The organism is Stenotrophomonas sp. YJH_SMC_14-1, from assembly GCF_059372275.1.
The window spans coordinates 519,880-538,515 of sequence record NZ_JCAFVK010000002.1; the positions used below are offsets into that span (position 1 = coordinate 519,880).

Sequence of the window (18,636 nt, forward strand, 5' to 3'; positions counted from 1 at the left end):
CCGGCCACGCGCCGACCAACGGTCACTGCAGCGCGGCGCCGCCGGGTCTACACTCGCTGCAGGCGGGAGCGCCCGCCGCTGCCGGGAACTGTCATGTACCGCCCTGCCGCCCGCATCTTCGTCGTGGTCCTGGCCGCTTTGATGGCCGCGCCGCTCTGCGCACAGGACCACCCGCGCACCGATGCACTCCCGCCCATCGGAAGCGTCCCCCCGGTGGAGGTCCCCTCACCGGAACAGGTCTTCGCGATTCCTCCCGCAATGCGCGCGATGCTGCAGGCGCAGGTGATCGACCGCAGTTCATCGCGCGAGCAGCGGCTGCAGGCACTGGTGGAAATGATCTTCGGCCGCCAGGGGCTGGACCTGCAGTACGACGCGAACGCGACCTATACCGTGGACGAAGTCTGGCAGCAGCGCCGCGCCAACTGCCTCGCCTTCACGCTGATGTTCGTGGCACTGGCGCGCGAGGCTGGCATCCAGGCCCGCGTCCAGGAAGTCGGCCAGGTCGTGTCCTGGTACCAGGACCAGGACGCCGGCGTGGTCTACAGTGTGGGCCACGTCAACGCGGGCGTGGAGATCGCGGGGCGTTACGCCACGGTCGACCTCGATCGCAACGTACTCTACGACCGCCGCGGCCCGCAGCCGGTCAGCCGCGCGCGTGCACTGGCGCATTTCTACAACAATCGAGGTGCCGAACGCATGGCCGAAGGAGACCTCGTCGGCGCCCGCGCGTTCTTCGATGCCTCGGTCGTGCAGGATCGCGCGTTCCCCTCGGTCTGGAACAACCTGGGTGTGCTCGACAACCGTGAGGGCAACACCGGTGCGGCGCGGGAGGCACTGGACCGCGCCCTGCGCCTGGACGGCCGCCAGGATGCGGCGCTGACCAATGCCAGCGCGCTGTATCGGCAGCTTGGGCTGGATGCGCAGGCCAAGGCTCTGGAGCGACGCTTGAAGTCGGTGCAGCGTGAGGACCCGTTCGCGCAGTACATGCTGGGCACGCAGGCCGAGCAGGCCGGAAAGCTGGCCGAAGCCATCCGCTATTACCGGCAGGCCGTACGCCTGTATGACACCGCGCACCAGTTCCACTTCGGGCTGGCGCGCGTGTATTTCCTGTCCGGGCAGCTTGAACGCGCCGACCGTGAACTGACCCGCGCGCAGCTTCTGGGTGGTGCACCGGAGCAGGCACGCTACCAGGCCAAGCTCGACAGCCTGGCCCGCTGGCGCGCGCAGCAGCAGGCCAGGCGCTGAGACCGATCAGGCCTTCTTGAGGAAGCAGGTCTTCAGGACCAGGCCCTTGATCTTGTCCGAGTTGCCTTCGATGTGCTCGGCATCATCTTCGACCAGGCGGATGTTGCGGATCACGGTGCCCTGCTTCAGCGGGATCGAAGACCCCTTCACCTTCAGGTCCTTGATCACGGTGACGGTGTCGCCGGCCTGCAGGGTATTGCCGTTGCTGTCACGCACGACCAGGGTCGAACCGGCACTTTCCTCGGCGGTCCATTCGAAACCGCAATCGGCGCAGATCCACAGCGCGCCATCGGCATAGGTGTTTTCCAGGGTGCACTGCGGGCAGGCGGGAACAGACGACATCGGCAAGTACCTCAAAGTGAATCAACAGCCGCCATTGTAACCGCCCGGTCCGGGGCCCCGGCTCCCTGGCAGGTGCCCGGCCGCCGCCATGACCACGGCTGGAGCAGCCGCGACGCTGGAACTTGCAGTCGGCGGCGAACTGCAGCAGAGTGCGCGGCCCCTGACCGCCCCCGGAACTCCCCATGCGCCTCGGCATCGACTTCGGTACCAGCAATTCCGCCGCCGCCATCGTGCATGAGGGGAAACTGCTGCCGATCCGTTTCGGTGACGCCGAACAGTTCCGCACCAGCGTGTACTTCCCCGGCGTGGTGCCCGACCCGGACGACTTCCAGCTCGACGACGGCCAGGAACACCAGCTGCAGCAGATGATCGATAGCGCCGCGCGTGCAGCCCGTGCCGCCGGCCAGGAACGCACCCCGCAGGCGCTGCGCCGTGAAGCCCTGCGCGCCCTGCGCCGTGAATGGATGGAGGCCCGCGCCGGCAAGGAACGCAGCGCCAGCGACCTGCTGCAGAACGCGGTCTACGGCGACGACGCGCTGGAAGCCTATTTCGAGGAACACGAAGGCAACCTGGTGCAGAGCCCGAAGTCGATGCTGGGCTACAACCTGCACCCACGCGCGAAGCAGACCATCACCGGCATCGCCGCGCACATCCTCGAACACATCCGCCTGACCGCCAGCGCCCAGCTTGGCCAGCCGCTGCGTGCCGCTCTGCTCGGCCGCCCGGTGCAGTTCCGCAGCTCGATCGGCGCGGCCGGCAATGACCAGGCACTGGATATCCTGCGCGAGGCCGCCACCCAGGCCGGCTTCGACCAGATCGATTTCCTCGAAGAACCCGCCGCGGCGGCCATGCACTACCACGCCGAAAGCCGCGAGCGGCACCAGGCGGTGATCGTCGACATCGGCGGCGGTACCACCGATATCGCGCATGCCGAAGTCGGCGGCGACGACGCCCCGCGTATCCACCGCGCGTGGGGTATCGCCCGCGGGGGTACCGACATTGATCTGGCGCTGAGCCTGTCCAGCTACATGCCGCTGTTCGGCCGCGGCATCACCCGCGTGCCCGCCCACCACTATGTGGAAGCAGCCACCGTGCAGGACATGACGCGCCAGCGCGACTTCCGCCAGCACAAATACGATCACGTCGACGAGCCGTGGGGCGGGCGCCTGCAGGCCCTGCAGGACACCGGCAATACCGCCCGCCTGTACCGCGATGTCGAACGCGCCAAGATCGCCCTCAGCGCCGCCAGCGAGCACCGCAGCACGCTGGACTACATCGCCCGCGACCTGCATGCCGACAGCAGCGCCGATGGCCTGGCCGCCGCCGCCCACGGCTACCTGGAGCAGATCCGGGAACTGCTGGCCCAGGTCCGCAGCGACATCGGGGGCGACCCGGATGCGGTGTTCCTGACCGGCGGCATGTCCCGTGCCGGCTACCTGCGCCAGGCCGTGGCCGAGGCCTTCCCGGGGGCCCGCATGGTCCACGGCGAGCCCTCGCTGGGCGTGGTCCAGGGCCTGGCGTTGGCGGCAGCCTGCCAGGATTAACAAAACGTTACGCGGTCTAAGTTACTCTTGGTCGGCTAGAACCCCGCTGCACCTTCCACCGGCCACGCCGGTGTGTGTCCACGGTGCAGCCTGGCCCGCCCTGCGGGCCTAGCGGCCATGCCTTCCTGGCTCGTTCATGGTCCGCGCAGCACCTGAGCCGCCATCGAGACCCGCTTTGGGCACCCGCCAGGCCCCTGTGGCCTTACAACCTGACGCAGCACCTGCACCCATCGACTGCCGCCGTTGTGACGCGGTCTGTTGCCGGCTGCCCGTGCTGCTGCAGCCCGGCGACCACGTGCCTGGCCAGTTCCTGTCACGCGACACCCACGGCCGTGCCGTGATGGCGCGCAACGAGGAAGGCTGGTGCGCGGCGATCGATCCCTATCACCTGCGCTGCACGATCTATTCGCAGCGCCCGGCGATCTGCCGCCAGTTTTCGATGGGCGGCGATGACTGCCGCCGCGAGCGGCAGGACTACCTGCGCCAGGCCGATGCCTGGGCGCTTTCCTCCCCTTCCACCTGACAGGAGCAACCATGCCCCGCAAGGCAAAGACCCCCGCGAAGGCCAGCAACAGCATCCGCAGCGAACGCAAGGGCGCGGCCGCCAGCACCGTGGTCAGCAGCGATTCGATCGCTTCGGACCTGGCAGCGTTCCGCAAGGCCGGTGGCAAGATCGAAGTCCTCGGCACCACCTGGGCGCTGAAGAAAGCCAGCTGACCCAGTACCGACCGCGGCGGCGCTGCCGCCGCGGCCTGCCGGACCGTGCTCAGCGATCCAGGCGTACCCGCACACTGCCCGAATGCGACTGGATGCGGATGTCTCCATCGCCGCCCCCCAGACGCGTATCGAGATGGCTGCCCGGCCCGTAGCGCGGCCGCTCCACCTGACCGGCGTCGCTGTTGATCGAGCCGCTGAAGCTGTTCACCGACAGCTGTGCCGACACCGTGCGTGGCAGGCTCAGCGTGACCGAGGCACTGACCGATTCGACATTGATGCGGCCGCCGGGCGCCAACCCGGCTGCTGCCAGATCGATGCTGCCCGAAACGGTTTCCACCGCCAGTCGCTGCACGCGCCCGGCGTCGACCTGGACCCGTCCGGACACCGTCTGCGCACCGATATCACCGGACACGCCACCGCCGGCCTCGATGCGGCCACTGACGGTGTTCACATCCAGCTTCGGTGTCTGCAGGCGTGCGCTGACACTGCCACTGACCGTGTTGAGCTTGCTGTCGCCACTGCGGCCAGCCGCGCTCAGGCTGCCGCTGACCGTGTCGGCCTGCAGCCGTCGCACGTCGATACCACTGATGTCCTGGCTGGCGCTGACCGTGCTCAGCAGCAGCTCCACCGATCGCGGCACGTTCAACACCAGCGTTGCACCACCGCTGTTGCTGCGGCGCGGATATTCGATCTCCCAGCGCACACGGTTGGCGCTTTTTTCCTGGCGCAACTGCAGGCCGTCGCTGAGCGTGCCGGTGAGCTGCACGTCATTGCGGTCCCAGCCACGCACGGTCACCTTGCCGGCCACGTTGCTCAGCTCGATGCGACCGCCCGCAGCCAAGGTGTGGCGCTCGTCGATGCGGATGTCGGCCAGTGCCACGGCAGGGGTCAGCAGCAGCGCGACACAGCAGGAAATCAGGGTTCGGGTCATGGGGGTCTCCTCAGGTCGTCAAGCCGGACTCGGCGGCATAGGCCGCCTGCCGGGTCAGTTCCAGCCGCAGCGCATAGGTGCGCTTGAGCTGGCCAAGCAGGTGCGGCGCACGCGGGTCCTGCGCCAGGGCGGCACGGATCTGCGCCGCGCTTTCATCCAGTTCGTGCAGGGCCGGCTGCCATTCCGGCGCCCGTCCATCGGGCAGCGAAGCGACGGCCTGCTGATACTGCTCGGTCATCGCCGCGGCCTGCAGCTGCAGGGCGGACGGCGCCGGCGTATCCGGCTGCGCATGCCGCCACGGCGCCACCGCATACAGTGCCAAGCTGGCAGCCAGGGCAGCGCCGGCCGGCAACCACCAGCGGCGCCGCGAACGCACCGGCAGGACCACCACGTTGTCCGTTGGCGCGGGCGCTGCCTGCGATTCACGCGGCGGCAGCCGGGCGGACAGGCGTGCCCAGCCATCGGCGGGTACATCGCGCTCGTTCGGCAGCGCGCGCAGCCGGGCCAGCAGGTCGTGATCGGAATCGTGTTCGTGTGTACTCATGTCATGTCTCCCAGCCGTGCGCGCAACAGGCCGCGCGCACGATGCAGCTGTGCCTTGGAACTGCCGACAGCCATCTGCAGCTGCTCGGCGATTTCCTGGTGTTTCCAGCCTTCGATATCGTGCAGCACCAGTACCGCACGCGCCCTTGGTGGCAGTGTCGACAATGCGCGCTCCAGGTCACGCTCGGTACCCGCGCAACGGTCATGCACCGCCAGTTCCAGCAGGCCGCCATCGACATCCTCCAGACTGTCGTGATCCTGCCCTGCGGCGCGACCACGCAGTTCCATCAGTGCGGCGTTGACCCCCAGCCGATGCAGCCAGGTGGACAGGCTGCTCTCGAAACGGAACCCTGGCAGGGCTTTCCAGGCCTGCAGGAAGGCCTCCTGCAGCGCATCCTCGGCACGTGCCTGCTGGCCGCCACACAACCGCCACAGGACAGCGAATACACGCGGCGCGTGACGCCGGTACAGCAGTTCGTAGGCAGCGGTGTCGCCGGCGGCCGCCGCCCGTACCAGAGCGGGTTCGTCGACGGCGTCGTTGGCGGCGGGCGGCGCGGGCATGGTGGTGTCGAGCATATCGCTTGGATGCGGCGACCCGGGAAAAGGTTTAGAGCCGATCGACGGCCGATGCCATGCAACCTTTTCGACGGCTGCTGCATCCATGGAAGGTCCTTCGCGAATCTGCCGTCCGGGAGTCCTGCCATGTCCAGCCCTTCCTGCGCCGCCCTGCTGGTGATCGCTGCCTGCGTCCTGCTGCAGGCGCTGGGCCTGTCACTGCAGCTGCGCCCCGACAACGGCCGCGCCTGCCTGCAGCAGCACCGCCAGGAGCTGGTCTGCCTGGCCTGGACCCCGGCGGTCGAATCCCCCGCACGCGCCGGGTAACATCGAGGGCCGTTATTGCCACCCGTCGTCGCCCCCATGATGTTGTCCCTGAAGGATCACCTGCCGACCTGGACCTACCCTTGGCTCCACGACGCGGGTATCGCCGTGAAGATCCTGCTCACCCTGCTGGCCGCGTGGCTGCTGCGGGTGCTGGCACGGCGCTTGATCCGCCGCTTCGCCGAGCACTACACGCTGCCACCGGAAATGGTGATGGGCGCGCGCCGGATCACCAGTTTCGTGGTCTATTTCAGCGCAGTGCTGTACATCCTCAGCCTGCTCGGCGCATCGCCGTCGGTACTGTGGACCGCGTTCACCGGCTTCGCGGCGGTGGGTGCGGTGGCCTTCTTCGCGGCCTGGAGCGTGCTCTCCAACATCTTCTGCACGCTGCTGATCTTCACCACGCGCCCGTTCCGACTGCATGACTACATCGAGGTGCTGGAGAACGGCGAGAAACCGGGCCTGAAGGGCCGGGTGATCGACGTGAACCTGATCTACACCACGCTGCAGGAGACCGGCGACGGCCACGAGGGCACGGTGCTGCAGCTGCCGAACAACCTGTTCTTCCAGCGCACGGTGCGGCGCTGGCGCGACCCGGCGCAGGCCCCCGGCGGCATCCAGGGCGACGGCTGAGGGGGGGCCTTTGCAGGGCTGCGCCCTGCACCTGCAGAGGCCGAAGCCGAAGCAAGATCAAGAGCGGCATTCCGTGGGATGGCGGGGCGGTGTGGGTGGTCAGGACACGCCGTAAACCCGTCCATGGGGGCTCGATGGCGCCATCCATGGCGCCAACGGTCCTGCCCACCCACACCGCCCCACCTCTGACAGATTCCGCGCGCTGTTGGTGGGTGCCGACCGTTGGTCGGCACATCTGTCAGATATCGATAGTCAAAATTGAATCCGACCCCGTGCCGACCAACGGTCGGCATCAGCAGCGGGTTCCAACAGATCGCGGAAATCTGTCAGAGGCGGGGCGGTGTCGGAGTGCGGGGTGTCCGCGGCATGGATGCCGCGGCCAAGGCCCCATGGACGGGTTCACGGCGTCCCCGCACTCCGACACCGCCCTGCCAACCCACGGAATGCCAGCCTTTGATGTTGACGTTGCTTCTGCAGGTGCAGGGCGCAGCCCTGCAATAAAACACCCCTTACCTCAGCTGGCTGTCCTTGCTGCCACGCCGGTTGTACCCGGCATGCGCCTGCTCTTCGTCGTCATGCGCCTGCTGGCACGCCACGCAGAGCCGTACCCCAGGCACGGCCTGGCGCCGCGCCAACGGAATCGGTGCGTCGCATTCCTCACAGTGTTCCAGACCAGGGCCCTGCCGCAGCTGGCGCCGCGCGCGGGCAATCGCATCGTCGACGGTGGCGTCGATCTGGTCCTGGACCGCGCCGTCTCCCGCCCAACCGGTGGCCATGGCCATCCTCCGCAGGTGTGTCGCCTGATATGGGGACGATACACCCGCGCACAAAGGAGCAGACCTGTGTTGAGCAGAGCCATGCCCGGCTGATCTTCAGCAATCTGAGCAGAACGTGGAGGGCTTCAATCAGGTCGATCGCGACTTAATCCCCTCCGTCCCCTTTTTGCTTACCAGACCAGGTCGTCGGGCACCTGGAACTGCGCGTAGTAGGCGTCGTCCTCGGCGTTGCCGGTGGAGATCTCCGCGGTCGAGCCCGGCTGGCCGTGGTCGACGATGATCGCTTCCGGGGCGCGCTCACGCACCTTCTCGGCAGCAGCACGTGGCAGCAGCGCGTAACCGTCGCCGTGGGCAACGATGACCAGCACGCCGACCGACAGCGCCTTGCGCAGCTTGGGGTCGATCAGCAGGGTGCGGATCGCCGTGCCATCGCTGAAGCGGTACTCGTCATCGCCCTTGTGGGGCACGGCATGGGCCGCGATGATCTGCTTCGCCTGCGCCTTCTGTTCAGCCTGCCTGGCCTGCGCATTGCGCTCGGCGGCCAGCGCGCGGTCGCGCTCGACCTTCTCGGCGCGGGCCCGTTCAGCCTCGCGCTGGACGTCGGCCGAGGTCGATTCGGCCTTGCCCTGCCGGGCCTTGGCCTGCTCGCGCGCGGCGGCGCTGGCCTGCGACTTCTTGGCCAGGCCGGCCTTGAGCAATTGTTCCTGCAGCGCGTTGGGCTTTGCCATGGTCGGTGCGTACCGCGTGTAATCTTGGATGCCCCATTCTACCGACGCCCCGCCGCCCCTGCATGGCAGTCCTGAAGTACCTCACCGGCTATCCCGAACCCTTGGTCGCCCAGGTCAGCGAACTGCTGGCGCAAGGCAAGCTCGGCCCCTGGCTGCAGCAGCGCTATCCCGACCCGCACGAGGTACGCAGCGACCGCCAGCTGTACGACTACACCCAGGAGCTGAAGGACCGCTACCTGCGCAAGTCGGTGCCGCTCAACAAGGTCTGCTACGACAACACGCTGGAAGTGATCAAGCACGCGCTGGGCACTCATACCGCCATTTCCCGCGTGCACGGCGGCCGCCTCAAGGCCAGCCGCGAGATCCGCATCGCCACCGTGTTCCGCCAGGCACCAGCAGCGTTCCTGCGCATGATCGTGGTACATGAGCTGGCCCACCTGAAGGAATCCGACCACAACAAGGCTTTCTACCAGCTGTGCCAGCACATGGAGCCGGATTACCTGCAGCTGGAGTTCGATACCCGCCTGTACCTGACCGAGCTGGCCAACCGCGGCCAGCGTTGACCGGCCGCAGCAGCTACACTGCGCGCCCCCTGCCCGACCTTGCCGCCATGGAACCGATCCGTCTCGACAAACGCCTGTCCGCCCTGCTCGGCATCCCGCGCGGCGAAGCGCGGCGCTACATCGAAGGCGGCTGGGTCACGGTCAACGGCGACGTGGTGGAGCAGCCGCAGCGCCCGGTCGATGACAGCGCGGTGATCGTCGTAGCCGCGCAGGCCAGCGATGAAAAGGCCGAGCGGGTCAGCATGCTGTTGAACAAGCCGGCCGGCGTTGCCGCTGAGACCCTGTGTGCGCTGGTCAGCAGTGACAGCCACAGCGAACTCGATGCCAGCGACATCCGTCCTCTGCAGCGTCACTTCCATGGCCTGCAGCTGGCCGCCTCGCTTCCGGCCAGCGACAGCGGCCTGGTGGTGGTCAGCCAGGATCCGGCCACGCTGGCCCATCTGCAGCGCAATCTGGGCCGCACCGAGCAGGAATACCTGATCGAAGTGGCCGAAGGCGGCCCGGAGCGTGGGCCATGGCTGATGGCGCGTCTGCAGCAGGAGGCCGGCGGCGGCAAGGTCAGCTGGCAGAGCGAACAACGCCTGCGCTTTGCCGGCAAGGGGCTTACCGCCAAGGGCCTGCGTGCAGCGGTGACAGCCGCCGGGCTGCAGGTGACCGGGGTGCGCCGCCTGCGTATCGGACGCGTGGCGCTGGGGCCGCTGCCGCCGGGGCAATGGCGCTACCTGGGCAGCCACGAGCGGTTCTGAGGTGTGCGGGTCAGAGCCCTTTCCTGTGGAATGGGATCCGACCCCATCGGTGACGCCCCCTCGGGGCGGGATCCCGTGCCGAAGGCAAGGGCTCTGACCCCCTGTCGATCCTGCAGGCATTCCTTCACGCATGGCGTGGCTCTACCATCGGGGCATGAGCCTGCCCAAGCCGCTGTGGCGACGCCTGCTGCGCATCGCTGCAATCATTCTCGCTGCGCTGGTGCTGCTGGTGCTGTCCGGCCTGCTGCTGGCCGACCACCTCACGCCGCAGGCACGGGGCACGCCTTCGCATGTGCTGCCACTGCAGTCGGCGCAGACCCGCATCGACCAGCAGATCGTGCCATTGCAGGAGGCCCATCCCGGCCAGTCCGGCGTGGCCTTCCTCAGTGATGGCATGGATGCCTTCGCCGCACGCGCGATGATCACCACGCACGCAGGCCGCAGCCTGGACCTGCAGTACTACATCTGGCACGACGACCTGATCGGCCACCTGATGGCCAAGGCGCTGTATGACGCCGCCGAGCGCGGCGTGCGCGTGCGCATCCTGCTTGATGACATGAATGCCAAGGACAAGGACGCGCTGATGATGGCGCTCGATGCGCATCCGAACATCGAGATCCGCCTGTACAACCCGTTCCGCAACCGGACCGGCATCCTGCGCATGGTGGAGATGGTGCAGCGCTTCTTCAGCGTGAACCACCGCATGCACAACAAGAGCTGGATCGCCGATGGCCGCGTCGCGATCGTCGGTGGCCGCAACATCGGCGAGGAGTATTTCAGCGCGCGCACCGATGTGAACTTCCAGGATCTGGACCTGCTGGTCGCCGGCCCCGCCGTGGAGCAGGCCAACCGCATCTTCGACGACTACTGGAACAGCGAAACCGCCATTCCGGTATCCGCGCTTGCCTTCCATACCGACGCACAACTGCGCCTGCTGGTGCGCGAATCGGACCACGAGGCGCAGCGGGACGTGGCCCGGCCGTACCTGGCGCGCGTGGCCGAATCGCGCAAGCGGCAACGCCCGAGCCCCGAGCCGCTGCGCTGGAGCGGTGCAGTGCGCATCGTGTCCGACCCGCCGATGAAGCACCGCAAGGACGATCGCGCTGCCTGGCTGGTGTCGACCCTGATCAGCGAGCTGCAGGCCGCCAGGCACAAGGCCCTGTTGATCTCGCCCTACTTCGTTCCCGGCAACGAGGGCCTGGATGGCTTTTCGGCCATGTCCGGGCGGGGCGTGCAGGTCGGCGTGGTCACCAACTCACTGGCCGCCAATGACGTCGCCGCCGTACATGGTGGCTACATGGGCTACCGCGTGCCGTTGCTCGAAGCCGGCGTCCACCTTTACGAACTGAAGGCACAAGGGCAGTCCGGCGATGCCGGCGTGTTCGGCAGCAGCGGCGCCAGCCTGCATACCAAGGCGTTCCTGGTCGATGACCGCCGCGGTTTTGTCGGTTCGTTCAACCTCGACCCGCGCTCGGCCTATCTGAACACCGAGATGGGCGTGCTGTTCGACGATCCGGTGCTGGGCGCACAGCTGCGGGACGAGTACCTGCGCCTGGCTGATCCTAGGCACAGCTGGTGGCTGGCGCTGGATGACCGTCGCCGGTTGCGCTGGCTGGAGCGCGAACCGCCACCGCACTGGGTGGAGGCGGAGCCGGGGGCAACGGCGCGCAAACGCTGGTTGTCGCGGGTGATCAGCTGGCTGCCGGTCGAATCGCAGCTGTAGCGCTCAGGGCGTTGGACCCGCCTCTTCCTGTCCGGCCTCATCACGTGTTTCCACGCTGCGTCCATGCAGGCGCCGCCAGATCCAACGCAGGGCATGCGGCGGCGCTGAAGGCAACTGTTCGAGCAGGGCCAGCATGCGACTCTGGCTGGCATGTCCATGCCGGCACAGCAGGCTGGCTGCCGCCGCAGCGCTGGCCAGACGCAGGCTGTCGGCGAGTGGGCCATCGGCCTCCGGCGCCAGTGCCTGGTGCACGGGCTCGGGCAGCTCCCAGGCTGCAGCCACGCGTTGTGCCAGCGGCAACGACCATTGCTGGAGCAGTTGCAGGGCCAGCGCCGGCTCCACGGTTTCGTCGCGTGCCTGCGCTTCCTGCAGCAGCTGGCGCATCACCAGCGCTGACCCCAGCCCCTGCACCAGGCCCAGCCACTGCGCAGCGAAGGCATCACCGAAGGTGACCGTGCGCGCATGATCGGCGGCCGCACGCGAAGCCAGCAGTGCGTGCTCCCAGATGATCGTGCTGAACTGCGGAAACATGCCGCACTGCACCTGCATCACCGGCTGCACCAGCACTGCGCTGATGATCTGGCGCACGCCCTCGGTACCGACCAGGGTCACCGCACGCTGCAGGCTTTCCACCGGCCGCTCATGCACCTTGTAGGCCGGGCTGTTGGCGATGCGCAGCAGATTTCCGGTCAGCACCGGGTCCTGGCCGATGATCGCCGCCATCACCCGTGCCGAGGCGGCATCGTCGTTGACGGTCTGGATCAGCTGCGGCAGCAGTTGCGGGCGCCGTGGCAGGTGCCGGGCGGCCCAGTCACGGTCCTGCAGCGCGCGCGCCACCGCTTCGCCCAGTGCCGGATCCTGCACGGGGGCAGGCTCGCCGGCCAGCCGTGGGTACAGGGCAAGTGCATGCAGGCCGCGCTGCAGGTGGGCGGCGATCTCACCGGCCTGCAGGGCCTCGCCCTGAAGGCTGGCTGCGGCAGCAGCGACCGCCTGTCGCGATACGGCCGCCAGGCGCAACGGAGCCGCCCCGGTCGAGCGCGCCAGCCAGCCGCGCAGCGATCGCCACCAGGCCGGCGTCATCGCCGCCTGCCCTGTCGTTGTGGTGCCCTTGCCGTCACTGACCGCCCTGCCTCTTCACGCGAATCCGGCCACCCGCCGTCGTCGCAGCATCGGCCGCACTTTCATCTTCTTTAACCGGAAGGGCGCCGATGTCGACGGCAGCGACCGGGGGAATGGACTAGAATGGCGCCGCGCGACCCGTCCCCCTGCACTGACGACGTCGCTTTTTTTGTTTTGGGACCCTACCGTTCACTGGCCGTTCGCTGCAGTTCGCCGCTGTTCGCGCCATCGGAGACGCCATGCTATTCGAAACCCTCGCCACCACCGGCCACGAACAAGTGGTGTTCTGCCACAACCACGATGCCGGCCTGAAGGCGATCATCGCCATCCACAACACCACCCTGGGCCCGGCCCTGGGCGGCGTGCGCATGCGCCCTTACGCCAGCACCGACGAGGCGCTGGCCGATGTGCTGCGGCTGAGCCGGACGATGACCTACAAGAATGCGCTGGCCGGGCTCAACGTGGGCGGCGGCAAGGCGGTGATCATCGGCGACCCGAAGACGGACAAGACCGAGGTACTGTTCCGCGCCTTCGGCCGCTACGTCGATTCGCTGGGCGGCCGCTACATCACCGCCGAGGACGTTGGCACCGACGTCAACGACATGGAGAACATCTACCTGGAGAGCCAGTTCGTGACCGGCGTGCACCAGGTCCATGGTGGCTCCGGCGATCCGGCGCCTTTCACGGCCTACGGCGCACTGCAGGCACTGATGGCGTCGATGCGCTTCAAGTTCGGCCATGAGGAAGTAGGCAAGACCAGCATCGCGGTGCAGGGCCTGGGCCACATCGGCATGGAACTGGTGAAACTGCTGCGTGACCGCGGTGCCAAACTGTATGTCACCGACCTGGACAGTGCCTTGGTTGATCGTGCAGTCAGCGATTTCGGCGCCGAGGCGGTCAAGCCGGACGAGATCCACGAAGTGAACGCCGATGTGTTCGCACCGTGTGCGCTGGAAGGCGCGATCAACGCCGATACGCTGCCGCGGATCAAGGCCAAGATCATCTGCGGCACGGCCAACAACCAGCTGTCGAGCCTGGAGATCGGCGACGAACTGCATGCGCGCGGGATCCTCTACGCCCCGGACTACGCCGTCAACGCCGGCGGTGTGATGAACGTGTCGCTGGAGATCGACGGCTACAACCGCGAACGCGCGATGCGCCTGATCCGCAGCATCTACCACAACCTCACCCGCATCTTCGAACTGTCGCAGCGCGAGAACATCGCGCCGCAGCGGGCCGCCGATCGCATTGCGGAAAGCCGCATCCTGTCGATCGGCAAGCTGAAGATGCCGCTGGGCCGCAGCACTCCGCGCCTGGGCAACCTGCGCGGCGGCTGAGGCTGCAGACGTCGCGCCGGGAGCCTTCCCGGCGCGACCGATTGCTAGAACCCGGTGCTGTAGCGCAACGCAGCCTGCTGCGCGCCCTCGCCACCGATACGCTGGTCGAAGCCCAGGCTCAAGCGGCCATTGCGGCCCCACCACGATTCCAGCGCCACGCCGATCAGCGCACTGCCGCGCGGCGCATCCCAGCCTGCCAGCGGCGCCCAGGCATCCACGCCGACAAAACTGGCCTGCCAATCGGCGTCACCGCCGTCCAGCCGCTGCTGCCACTCGGCGTGTCCGCGCAGGTTCCAACGCCCCCAGCCCCGCTCGCCGCGGATGCCGGCCAGCATCTGGCTGCGCTGAGCGCGGGTGGCATCACCCCGCAGGCCGAAGCCGAAACCGCCCAGCTCATTGAACGCATCGGTATCGACACGCGTGGTGCTGGCACCGAGGTAGGGCGTCACCGAAGCGCCTGCGCGGCCCAGGCGATATCCGCCTTCCACGCTGGCGCTGCTGAAACGCCCGCCGTAACGCGCCGAGACACCGTAGGCACCCGCACCCAGCAGCAGCTGGCGATCCAGCGTGCGGGTGAACTGGCCACTGCCGAACTGGGCCAGCGCATAGCCGCGCCCCAGGCTCCAGCCAGCGTACAACTGTGCCTGCGCCTGGCGGTCGCGCCCGCGATCACCGTCGAAGCTGCTGCCTCCATTGCTGCGGGTCTCACCGAAGGCGACGCCCATCAGGCCGTTGCCGCCCAGCGGCAGATCCTGGCCGGCCATCCAGCCCCGGCTGTCGGCGGCGTTGCCGGCGAAGCTGCCCTGCCCCGCCTCACCCAGCGCGCTCTGCCAGCTCCCGCGCAGGCGCGGGGTGGCCTGTACACGATCGAAGCGCTCGGCAATCGCACGCCGCGACATGTCGATGCTGTCGAAGGTGGCGGCCTCGGCGCGGGCATGCGCCTGGCCGGACAGGCTCTGCAGGCTGTCGGCCAGGCCCTGCTGGCCGCCTCCGGCCCACTGCAGCGCACCGGCTGCCGCACCGAAGGGCGATCCCTGCAGGCCGGTGTTGCCGTCGAGCACTGCGAATGCGCCTTCCAGGCGCTGCGCTGCGGCCTGTGCGGAGGCGCTCAGGCCACTGGCTGCGGCGGTGACGCTGACCTGGTTCACGTTCAACCAGGCGTTGTTGCTGTCGTAGCCATACGTGGGTGCCACCAGGGTCAGCCCCTGCAGACCGGTGGAAGTGGCTTGGCTACTGAAGGTGCCGTTCAGGCCACCCGCGGCGTGGATGAGGTCCTGGCGCGTTCCGTTCTGCGGCACATAGCCGGAGACGAAGCCGTGCACACGCACACCGCCATTGATCGTTGCGTTGCCGGTGACCTGAAGTGCGTTGGCACCGAGCGCGATCATCAGCTGCGCGCCGGGCTGCTGGGTGTAGTTGCCCTCGATGGTGCCGGTGGTGTTGCCGGTGGTGAGGAACACGCTGCCGCCGTTGACCACATTGCCGATCACCCGCGGCGTGCCACCGTTGAACTGCAGACCGGTGGAGTCCGGGTCGGGCTGGGCGAGGATCGTCACATTGGAACGGATCACGCCACCGTTCTGCAGCGTCAGGATGCCGCGCTCGATGCGGGTGGCGCCGGAATAGCTGTTGTTGCCGGCCAGTACCAGCTTGCCTCCGCCCTGCTTGACCAGGCCACCGCTGCCGGTGATGTCGTTGCTCCACATCGAGTTGGTCGAGCCGGCATCAACGTTGGCAACCACATCGCCCCAGTCGAAGCGGCCGGGACCGTTGATCGCGCGACCGATGTCGAGCAGGCCATAGCCGAACACCGGATCCACGCCGGGCGCACCGATGTCCTTGGCAGTGCCCAGCAGGGTCTGCCTCACCAGATCGTTGCTGAAGTAGGGGAAGCGCTGCCAGACCAGCGCCGCCGCACCGGAGACCAGCGGCGCGGCGAACGAGGTGCCGTAGTTCCAGTAGTAGCTGCCACCGTTGGCATCCGGGTAGACCGCGCTGCCCGGCGCTGCCAGGCAGTAGCGGGCCGCCTGGCCGCAGGCATTCGAATAGCTGGCCAGCGCGCCAGGCGTAAACGGGTCCACCGCCGTGGCCACCAGCCAGCCGCGCTCCAGATCGGCCGCCGGAAGCGTGCCTGCCACGCCCTTCTGGCTGGGCAGCGCGGCCAGGCTGCTCGGCTCGCTGCGGCCGTCATTGCCGGCGGCGAACACCACCAGGCCACCGTGGTTGATCACGAACGGCCGGTATTCGGCGGCTACCTGCGCGGTGGTCGGCAGGTCGGTCCAGTACAGGCCGCCCCACGAGTTGTTCATCACCTTCACGTTGTAGCTGATCAGGTCCTGGTGGACCTGGGCCACGCCCAGCGGCCCACTGAAGGCATTGCCCTGGCCACTGCCGTCATCGGTCGGCGGCTTGTCGGAAATGATTCTTGCCGAGACGATCTGGGCGCCTGGCGCGATACCGCCCGGCCAGGTCCCCACTGCTGCGCCGGCGGCGAGGCTGGCCACGGCGGTGCCATGCCCGACCACGTCATCAACCGCCAGGTTGTTCCTGGCGGGATCGATGTAATTGAAGTTGGCCAGCACGCGACCATTCAAGGCCACCGCGTTGCGCTGCACGCCCGAATCGACGATGCCGATGCGCACGCCCTGCCCGGTCAGGCCGGCGGCCTGTGCGGCACGCGCGTTGGTGACTGAAAGATGCGCATCAAAGGCCGGCTCCTGCGGCTTGGCAGGCGGTGGTGTCGTCGGCGGAGGCGTGGTTGGAGGGGGCGGCGTGGTCGGGGGTGGGTCGACGCGCACGTTGCTGCCGCCTCCGCCGCCTCCACCACAGGCCGTCAGCGCCATCGCCAGCGCGGTTGCCAGCACAGACCTCACCATCATCGTTCGCTCCATCGATTCCTTCCCGTGAACGTTGGCCTGCCTTCATCCCGGCAGGCGTTCGGCGCCGCACAGCGGCAGCCCTCCCCGACCCTCTATACTTGGGCCGACCCCCACGCAGTCTGCCGGGAAACCGGGGCGCATCCAACGGCCTCCGGTCTCCTTTCCGAACATTGCTTACGCATCAACGAGATTGCCATGTCCAACATCGTCATCGCGGCCGCCAAGCGCACCGCCATCGGCTCCTTCCTCGGCCAGTTCAACGGCGTACCGACCCCGACCCTCGGCGCGGCAGCCATCGCCGCCGCGCTGGAACAATCGGGTGTCCCGGCCAGCGACGTTTCCGAAGTCCTGATGGGCTGCGTGCTGCCGGCCAACCTCGGCCAGGCGCCCGCCCGCCAGGCCGCGATCGCCGCCGGCATTCCGCTGTCGGCCGGTGCCACCACGCTGAACAAGGTGTGCGGCTCGGGCATGAAGACCATCATGCTCGGCCATGACCTGATCAAGGCCGGCTCGGCCAGCATCGTGGTCGCCGGCGGCATGGAATCGATGTCCAACGCCCCGCACATGCTGCCGAACTCCCGTACCGGCAACCGTTTCGGCAACTTCCAGGCGGTCGACCACATGGCCCACGATGGCCTGGTCAACGCCTACGACGGCAAGGCCATGGGCGAATTCGCCGAGTGCGCGGTGGACAAGTACCAGTTCAGCCGCGAAGAGCAGGACGCCTATGCGATCGAGTCGGTCAAGCGCGCGCAGGCTGCCCAGGCCAATGGTGCGTTTGCCGATGAAATCGTCGCGGTGAAGGTAGCCACCCGCAAGGGTGACGTCGAGGTCGCCACCGACGAGCAGCCGGGGCGCTCGGACATCGCCAAGATCCCGACCCTGCGCCCGGCCTTCAAGAAGGACGGCAGCGTGACCGCCGCCAGTTCCTCCAGCATCTCCGACGGCGCCGCCGCGGTGGTCCTGCTGACCGAGGAAGACGCGGCCGCACGTGGCATCACCCCGCTGGCCCGCATCGTCGGCCACGCCACCCACTCGCAGGAACCGGAGTGGTTCACCACCGCCCCGATCGGCGCGCTGCACAAGCTGCTGGGCAAGACCGGCTGGTCGCTGGACCAGGTCGATCTGTTCGAAATCAACGAAGCCTTTGCTGTGGTGGCGATGGCCCCGATGCGCGAACTGGGCATCCCTCACGACAAGCTCAACGTGAATGGCGGCGCCTGCGCACTGGGTCACCCCATCGGTGCCTCCGGCGCACGTCTTGTGGTGACCCTGGTCAACGCTCTGCGCACGCGTGGTGGCAAGCGCGGCATTGCCACCCTCTGCATCGGCGGCGGCGAAGCAACGGCAATCGCCATCGAATTGATTTAAAAAGATTTAACGATGATTTCGCAAAAATGAATGCGGGATCGCTTGACACCCAATCTTGGCTTGTCATCATGTTGTCGGCGCGCAGCATGCGCGTTGCCTAATTCTAACGACGAGGATTTACACAATGAGCATCAACAAGCTGCTGGTCGCGATGTCCCTGGCTCTGGCCCTGGCCGCCTGCTCGAAGCAGGAAGCTGCCCAGGACGCCGCTGCTTCGGCCAACGAAGCCGCCACCGAAGCCCAGGCTGCTGCCGACCAGGCCGCCGCTGCTGGCGCCCAGACCGCCGACGCTGCCCAGCAGGCCGCTGACACCGCCGCCACCGCTGCTGACGCCGCCACCGACGCCGCTGCCCAGACCGCCGGTGCTGCCACCGACGCTGCTGCCGGCGCTGCTGCTGACGCTGCCAAGGCTGCTGAAGGCACCGCTGAGAAGGCCAAGGACGCTGCTGAAGAAGCCAAGAAGTAATAACTTCTTTCTTCACGCCGTTCTGGAAAAGCCGCTGGTTCGCCAGCGGCTTTTTCTTTGCGTGGATGCCGGCGATCAAGCCCCTGCATCGCGA

The 18,636-nt window shown here is 67.7% G+C and carries 20 protein-coding genes; 12 read left to right on the forward strand and 8 right to left on the reverse strand.

The window, feature by feature from the left end; all coding sequences use genetic code 11:
• The first annotated feature begins 93 nt into the window (after nt 1-93).
• On the forward strand, nt 94-1,245 hold the full coding sequence (locus AC5P9P_RS07395; RefSeq protein ID WP_033834326.1) for a transglutaminase-like domain-containing protein: 1,152 nt from the start codon (nt 94-96) through the stop codon (nt 1,243-1,245).
• Between the two features lie 6 nt (nt 1,246-1,251).
• Here AC5P9P_RS07395 and AC5P9P_RS07400 read toward each other — a convergent pair whose 3' ends face one another.
• Nucleotides 1,252-1,587 (reverse strand): zinc ribbon domain-containing protein YjdM, encoded by a 336-nt coding sequence (locus AC5P9P_RS07400; RefSeq protein ID WP_005414225.1) that lies wholly within the window; start codon nt 1,585-1,587, stop codon nt 1,252-1,254.
• Between the two features lie 182 nt (nt 1,588-1,769).
• Here AC5P9P_RS07400 and AC5P9P_RS07405 point away from each other — a divergent pair, with 182 nt between their 5' ends.
• From AC5P9P_RS07405 to AC5P9P_RS07415, 3 genes are all read left to right on the forward strand, one after another.
• Nucleotides 1,770-3,131 (forward strand): Hsp70 family protein, encoded by a 1,362-nt coding sequence (locus AC5P9P_RS07405; protein ID WP_033834328.1) that lies wholly within the window; start codon nt 1,770-1,772, stop codon nt 3,129-3,131.
• Between the two features lie 229 nt (nt 3,132-3,360).
• The gene (locus AC5P9P_RS07410; RefSeq protein ID WP_053462562.1) at nt 3,361-3,654 is read left to right on the forward strand and encodes a YkgJ family cysteine cluster protein; all 294 of its coding nucleotides are present in this window, start codon (nt 3,361-3,363) and stop codon (nt 3,652-3,654) included.
• A gap of 11 nt (nt 3,655-3,665) precedes the next feature.
• Entirely contained in the window at nt 3,666-3,848 is a 183-nt protein-coding gene (locus AC5P9P_RS07415; protein ID WP_005410566.1) for a hypothetical protein, read from the forward strand.
• Nucleotides 3,849-3,897: 49 nt separating this feature from the next.
• Here AC5P9P_RS07415 and AC5P9P_RS07420 read toward each other — a convergent pair whose 3' ends face one another.
• The 3 genes from AC5P9P_RS07420 to AC5P9P_RS07430 are packed head-to-tail and all read right to left on the reverse strand — an operon-like array spanning nt 3,898 to nt 5,898.
• Nucleotides 3,898-4,779 carry a DUF4097 family beta strand repeat-containing protein gene (locus AC5P9P_RS07420; protein WP_033834330.1) on the reverse strand — a complete coding sequence of 294 codons (882 nt, stop codon included), beginning with the start codon at nt 4,777-4,779 and terminating at the stop codon, nt 3,898-3,900.
• A gap of 10 nt (nt 4,780-4,789) precedes the next feature.
• Nucleotides 4,790-5,323 (reverse strand): hypothetical protein, encoded by a 534-nt coding sequence (locus tag AC5P9P_RS07425; protein WP_005410568.1) that lies wholly within the window; start codon nt 5,321-5,323, stop codon nt 4,790-4,792.
• Entirely contained in the window at nt 5,320-5,898 is a 579-nt protein-coding gene (locus AC5P9P_RS07430) for an RNA polymerase sigma factor (RefSeq protein WP_033834331.1), read from the reverse strand. Before AC5P9P_RS07430 ends, AC5P9P_RS07425 begins: the two co-directional genes overlap by 4 nt.
• A gap of 126 nt (nt 5,899-6,024) precedes the next feature.
• Here AC5P9P_RS07430 and AC5P9P_RS07435 point away from each other — a divergent pair, with 126 nt between their 5' ends.
• Complete coding sequence (locus AC5P9P_RS07435) at nt 6,025-6,204, forward strand: hypothetical protein (RefSeq protein WP_005410570.1); 180 nt, start codon at nt 6,025-6,027, stop codon at nt 6,202-6,204.
• A 36-nt stretch (nt 6,205-6,240) separates the two neighbouring features.
• On the forward strand, nt 6,241-6,834 hold the full coding sequence (locus tag AC5P9P_RS07440) for a mechanosensitive ion channel family protein (protein WP_080353465.1): 594 nt from the start codon (nt 6,241-6,243) through the stop codon (nt 6,832-6,834).
• Between the two features lie 509 nt (nt 6,835-7,343).
• Here AC5P9P_RS07440 and AC5P9P_RS07445 read toward each other — a convergent pair.
• Both AC5P9P_RS07445 and AC5P9P_RS07450 read right to left on the reverse strand, forming a co-directional pair.
• Complete coding sequence (locus tag AC5P9P_RS07445; protein WP_005414219.1) at nt 7,344-7,610, reverse strand: DksA/TraR family C4-type zinc finger protein; 267 nt, start codon at nt 7,608-7,610, stop codon at nt 7,344-7,346.
• 170 nt (nt 7,611-7,780) lie between these two features.
• Nucleotides 7,781-8,338, reverse strand: a complete 558-nt coding sequence (locus AC5P9P_RS07450; protein ID WP_033834333.1) for a DUF2058 domain-containing protein — start codon at nt 8,336-8,338, stop codon at nt 7,781-7,783.
• A 62-nt stretch (nt 8,339-8,400) separates the two neighbouring features.
• Between AC5P9P_RS07450 and AC5P9P_RS07455 the strand changes: the two genes are divergently transcribed.
• From AC5P9P_RS07455 to AC5P9P_RS07465, 3 genes are all read left to right on the forward strand, one after another.
• Nucleotides 8,401-8,901 carry a M48 metallopeptidase family protein gene (locus tag AC5P9P_RS07455; protein ID WP_033834335.1) on the forward strand — a complete coding sequence of 167 codons (501 nt, stop codon included), beginning with the start codon at nt 8,401-8,403 and terminating at the stop codon, nt 8,899-8,901.
• Nucleotides 8,902-8,948: 47 nt separating this feature from the next.
• Nucleotides 8,949-9,647 (forward strand): RNA pseudouridine synthase, encoded by a 699-nt coding sequence (locus tag AC5P9P_RS07460; protein ID WP_033834386.1) that lies wholly within the window; start codon nt 8,949-8,951, stop codon nt 9,645-9,647.
• Between the two features lie 130 nt (nt 9,648-9,777).
• Nucleotides 9,778-11,370, forward strand: a complete 1,593-nt coding sequence (locus AC5P9P_RS07465) for a phospholipase D family protein (RefSeq protein ID WP_033834337.1) — start codon at nt 9,778-9,780, stop codon at nt 11,368-11,370.
• Nucleotides 11,371-11,373: 3 nt separating this feature from the next.
• Here AC5P9P_RS07465 and AC5P9P_RS07470 read toward each other — a convergent pair whose 3' ends face one another.
• Complete coding sequence (locus AC5P9P_RS07470) at nt 11,374-12,450, reverse strand: HDOD domain-containing protein (protein WP_005410577.1); 1,077 nt, start codon at nt 12,448-12,450, stop codon at nt 11,374-11,376.
• A gap of 278 nt (nt 12,451-12,728) precedes the next feature.
• Here AC5P9P_RS07470 and AC5P9P_RS07475 point away from each other — a divergent pair, with 278 nt between their 5' ends.
• On the forward strand, nt 12,729-13,826 hold the full coding sequence (locus AC5P9P_RS07475) for a Glu/Leu/Phe/Val dehydrogenase dimerization domain-containing protein (RefSeq protein WP_005410578.1): 1,098 nt from the start codon (nt 12,729-12,731) through the stop codon (nt 13,824-13,826).
• Between the two features lie 44 nt (nt 13,827-13,870).
• Here AC5P9P_RS07475 and AC5P9P_RS07480 read toward each other — a convergent pair whose 3' ends face one another.
• The gene (locus AC5P9P_RS07480; protein ID WP_049402341.1) at nt 13,871-16,717 is read right to left on the reverse strand and encodes an autotransporter serine protease; all 2,847 of its coding nucleotides are present in this window, start codon (nt 16,715-16,717) and stop codon (nt 13,871-13,873) included.
• A 183-nt stretch (nt 16,718-16,900) separates the two neighbouring features.
• Here AC5P9P_RS07480 and AC5P9P_RS07485 point away from each other — a divergent pair, with 183 nt between their 5' ends.
• Entirely contained in the window at nt 16,901-18,076 is a 1,176-nt protein-coding gene (locus AC5P9P_RS07485) for a thiolase family protein (protein ID WP_033834339.1), read from the forward strand.
• Between the two features lie 124 nt (nt 18,077-18,200).
• Nucleotides 18,201-18,542, forward strand: a complete 342-nt coding sequence (locus AC5P9P_RS07490) for a hypothetical protein (RefSeq protein ID WP_005410581.1) — start codon at nt 18,201-18,203, stop codon at nt 18,540-18,542.
• The last annotated feature ends 94 nt before the right edge of the window (nt 18,543-18,636 follow it).

Coding starts and splice junctions, on each gene's coding strand:
- AC5P9P_RS07395 (WP_033834326.1), top strand. CDS start 94: ATGTACCGCCCTGCCGCCCGCATCTTCGTCGTGGTCCTGGCCGCTTTG.
- AC5P9P_RS07400 (WP_005414225.1), bottom strand. CDS start 1,587: ATGTCGTCTGTTCCCGCCTGCCCGCAGTGCACCCTGGAAAACACCTAT.
- AC5P9P_RS07405 (WP_033834328.1), top strand. CDS start 1,770: ATGCGCCTCGGCATCGACTTCGGTACCAGCAATTCCGCCGCCGCCATC.
- AC5P9P_RS07415 (WP_005410566.1), top strand. CDS start 3,666: ATGCCCCGCAAGGCAAAGACCCCCGCGAAGGCCAGCAACAGCATCCGC.
- AC5P9P_RS07420 (WP_033834330.1), bottom strand. CDS start 4,779: ATGACCCGAACCCTGATTTCCTGCTGTGTCGCGCTGCTGCTGACCCCT.
- AC5P9P_RS07425 (WP_005410568.1), bottom strand. CDS start 5,323: ATGAGTACACACGAACACGATTCCGATCACGACCTGCTGGCCCGGCTG.
- AC5P9P_RS07430 (WP_033834331.1), bottom strand. CDS start 5,898: ATGCTCGACACCACCATGCCCGCGCCGCCCGCCGCCAACGACGCCGTC.
- AC5P9P_RS07435 (WP_005410570.1), top strand. CDS start 6,025: ATGTCCAGCCCTTCCTGCGCCGCCCTGCTGGTGATCGCTGCCTGCGTC.
- AC5P9P_RS07440 (WP_080353465.1), top strand. CDS start 6,241: ATGATGTTGTCCCTGAAGGATCACCTGCCGACCTGGACCTACCCTTGG.
- AC5P9P_RS07445 (WP_005414219.1), bottom strand. CDS start 7,610: ATGGCCACCGGTTGGGCGGGAGACGGCGCGGTCCAGGACCAGATCGAC.
- AC5P9P_RS07450 (WP_033834333.1), bottom strand. CDS start 8,338: ATGGCAAAGCCCAACGCGCTGCAGGAACAATTGCTCAAGGCCGGCCTG.
- AC5P9P_RS07455 (WP_033834335.1), top strand. CDS start 8,401: ATGGCAGTCCTGAAGTACCTCACCGGCTATCCCGAACCCTTGGTCGCC.
- AC5P9P_RS07460 (WP_033834386.1), top strand. CDS start 8,949: ATGGAACCGATCCGTCTCGACAAACGCCTGTCCGCCCTGCTCGGCATC.
- AC5P9P_RS07465 (WP_033834337.1), top strand. CDS start 9,778: ATGGCGTGGCTCTACCATCGGGGCATGAGCCTGCCCAAGCCGCTGTGG.
- AC5P9P_RS07470 (WP_005410577.1), bottom strand. CDS start 12,450: ATGACGCCGGCCTGGTGGCGATCGCTGCGCGGCTGGCTGGCGCGCTCG.
- AC5P9P_RS07475 (WP_005410578.1), top strand. CDS start 12,729: ATGCTATTCGAAACCCTCGCCACCACCGGCCACGAACAAGTGGTGTTC.
- AC5P9P_RS07480 (WP_049402341.1), bottom strand. CDS start 16,717: ATGGAGCGAACGATGATGGTGAGGTCTGTGCTGGCAACCGCGCTGGCG.
- AC5P9P_RS07485 (WP_033834339.1), top strand. CDS start 16,901: ATGTCCAACATCGTCATCGCGGCCGCCAAGCGCACCGCCATCGGCTCC.
- AC5P9P_RS07490 (WP_005410581.1), top strand. CDS start 18,201: ATGAGCATCAACAAGCTGCTGGTCGCGATGTCCCTGGCTCTGGCCCTG.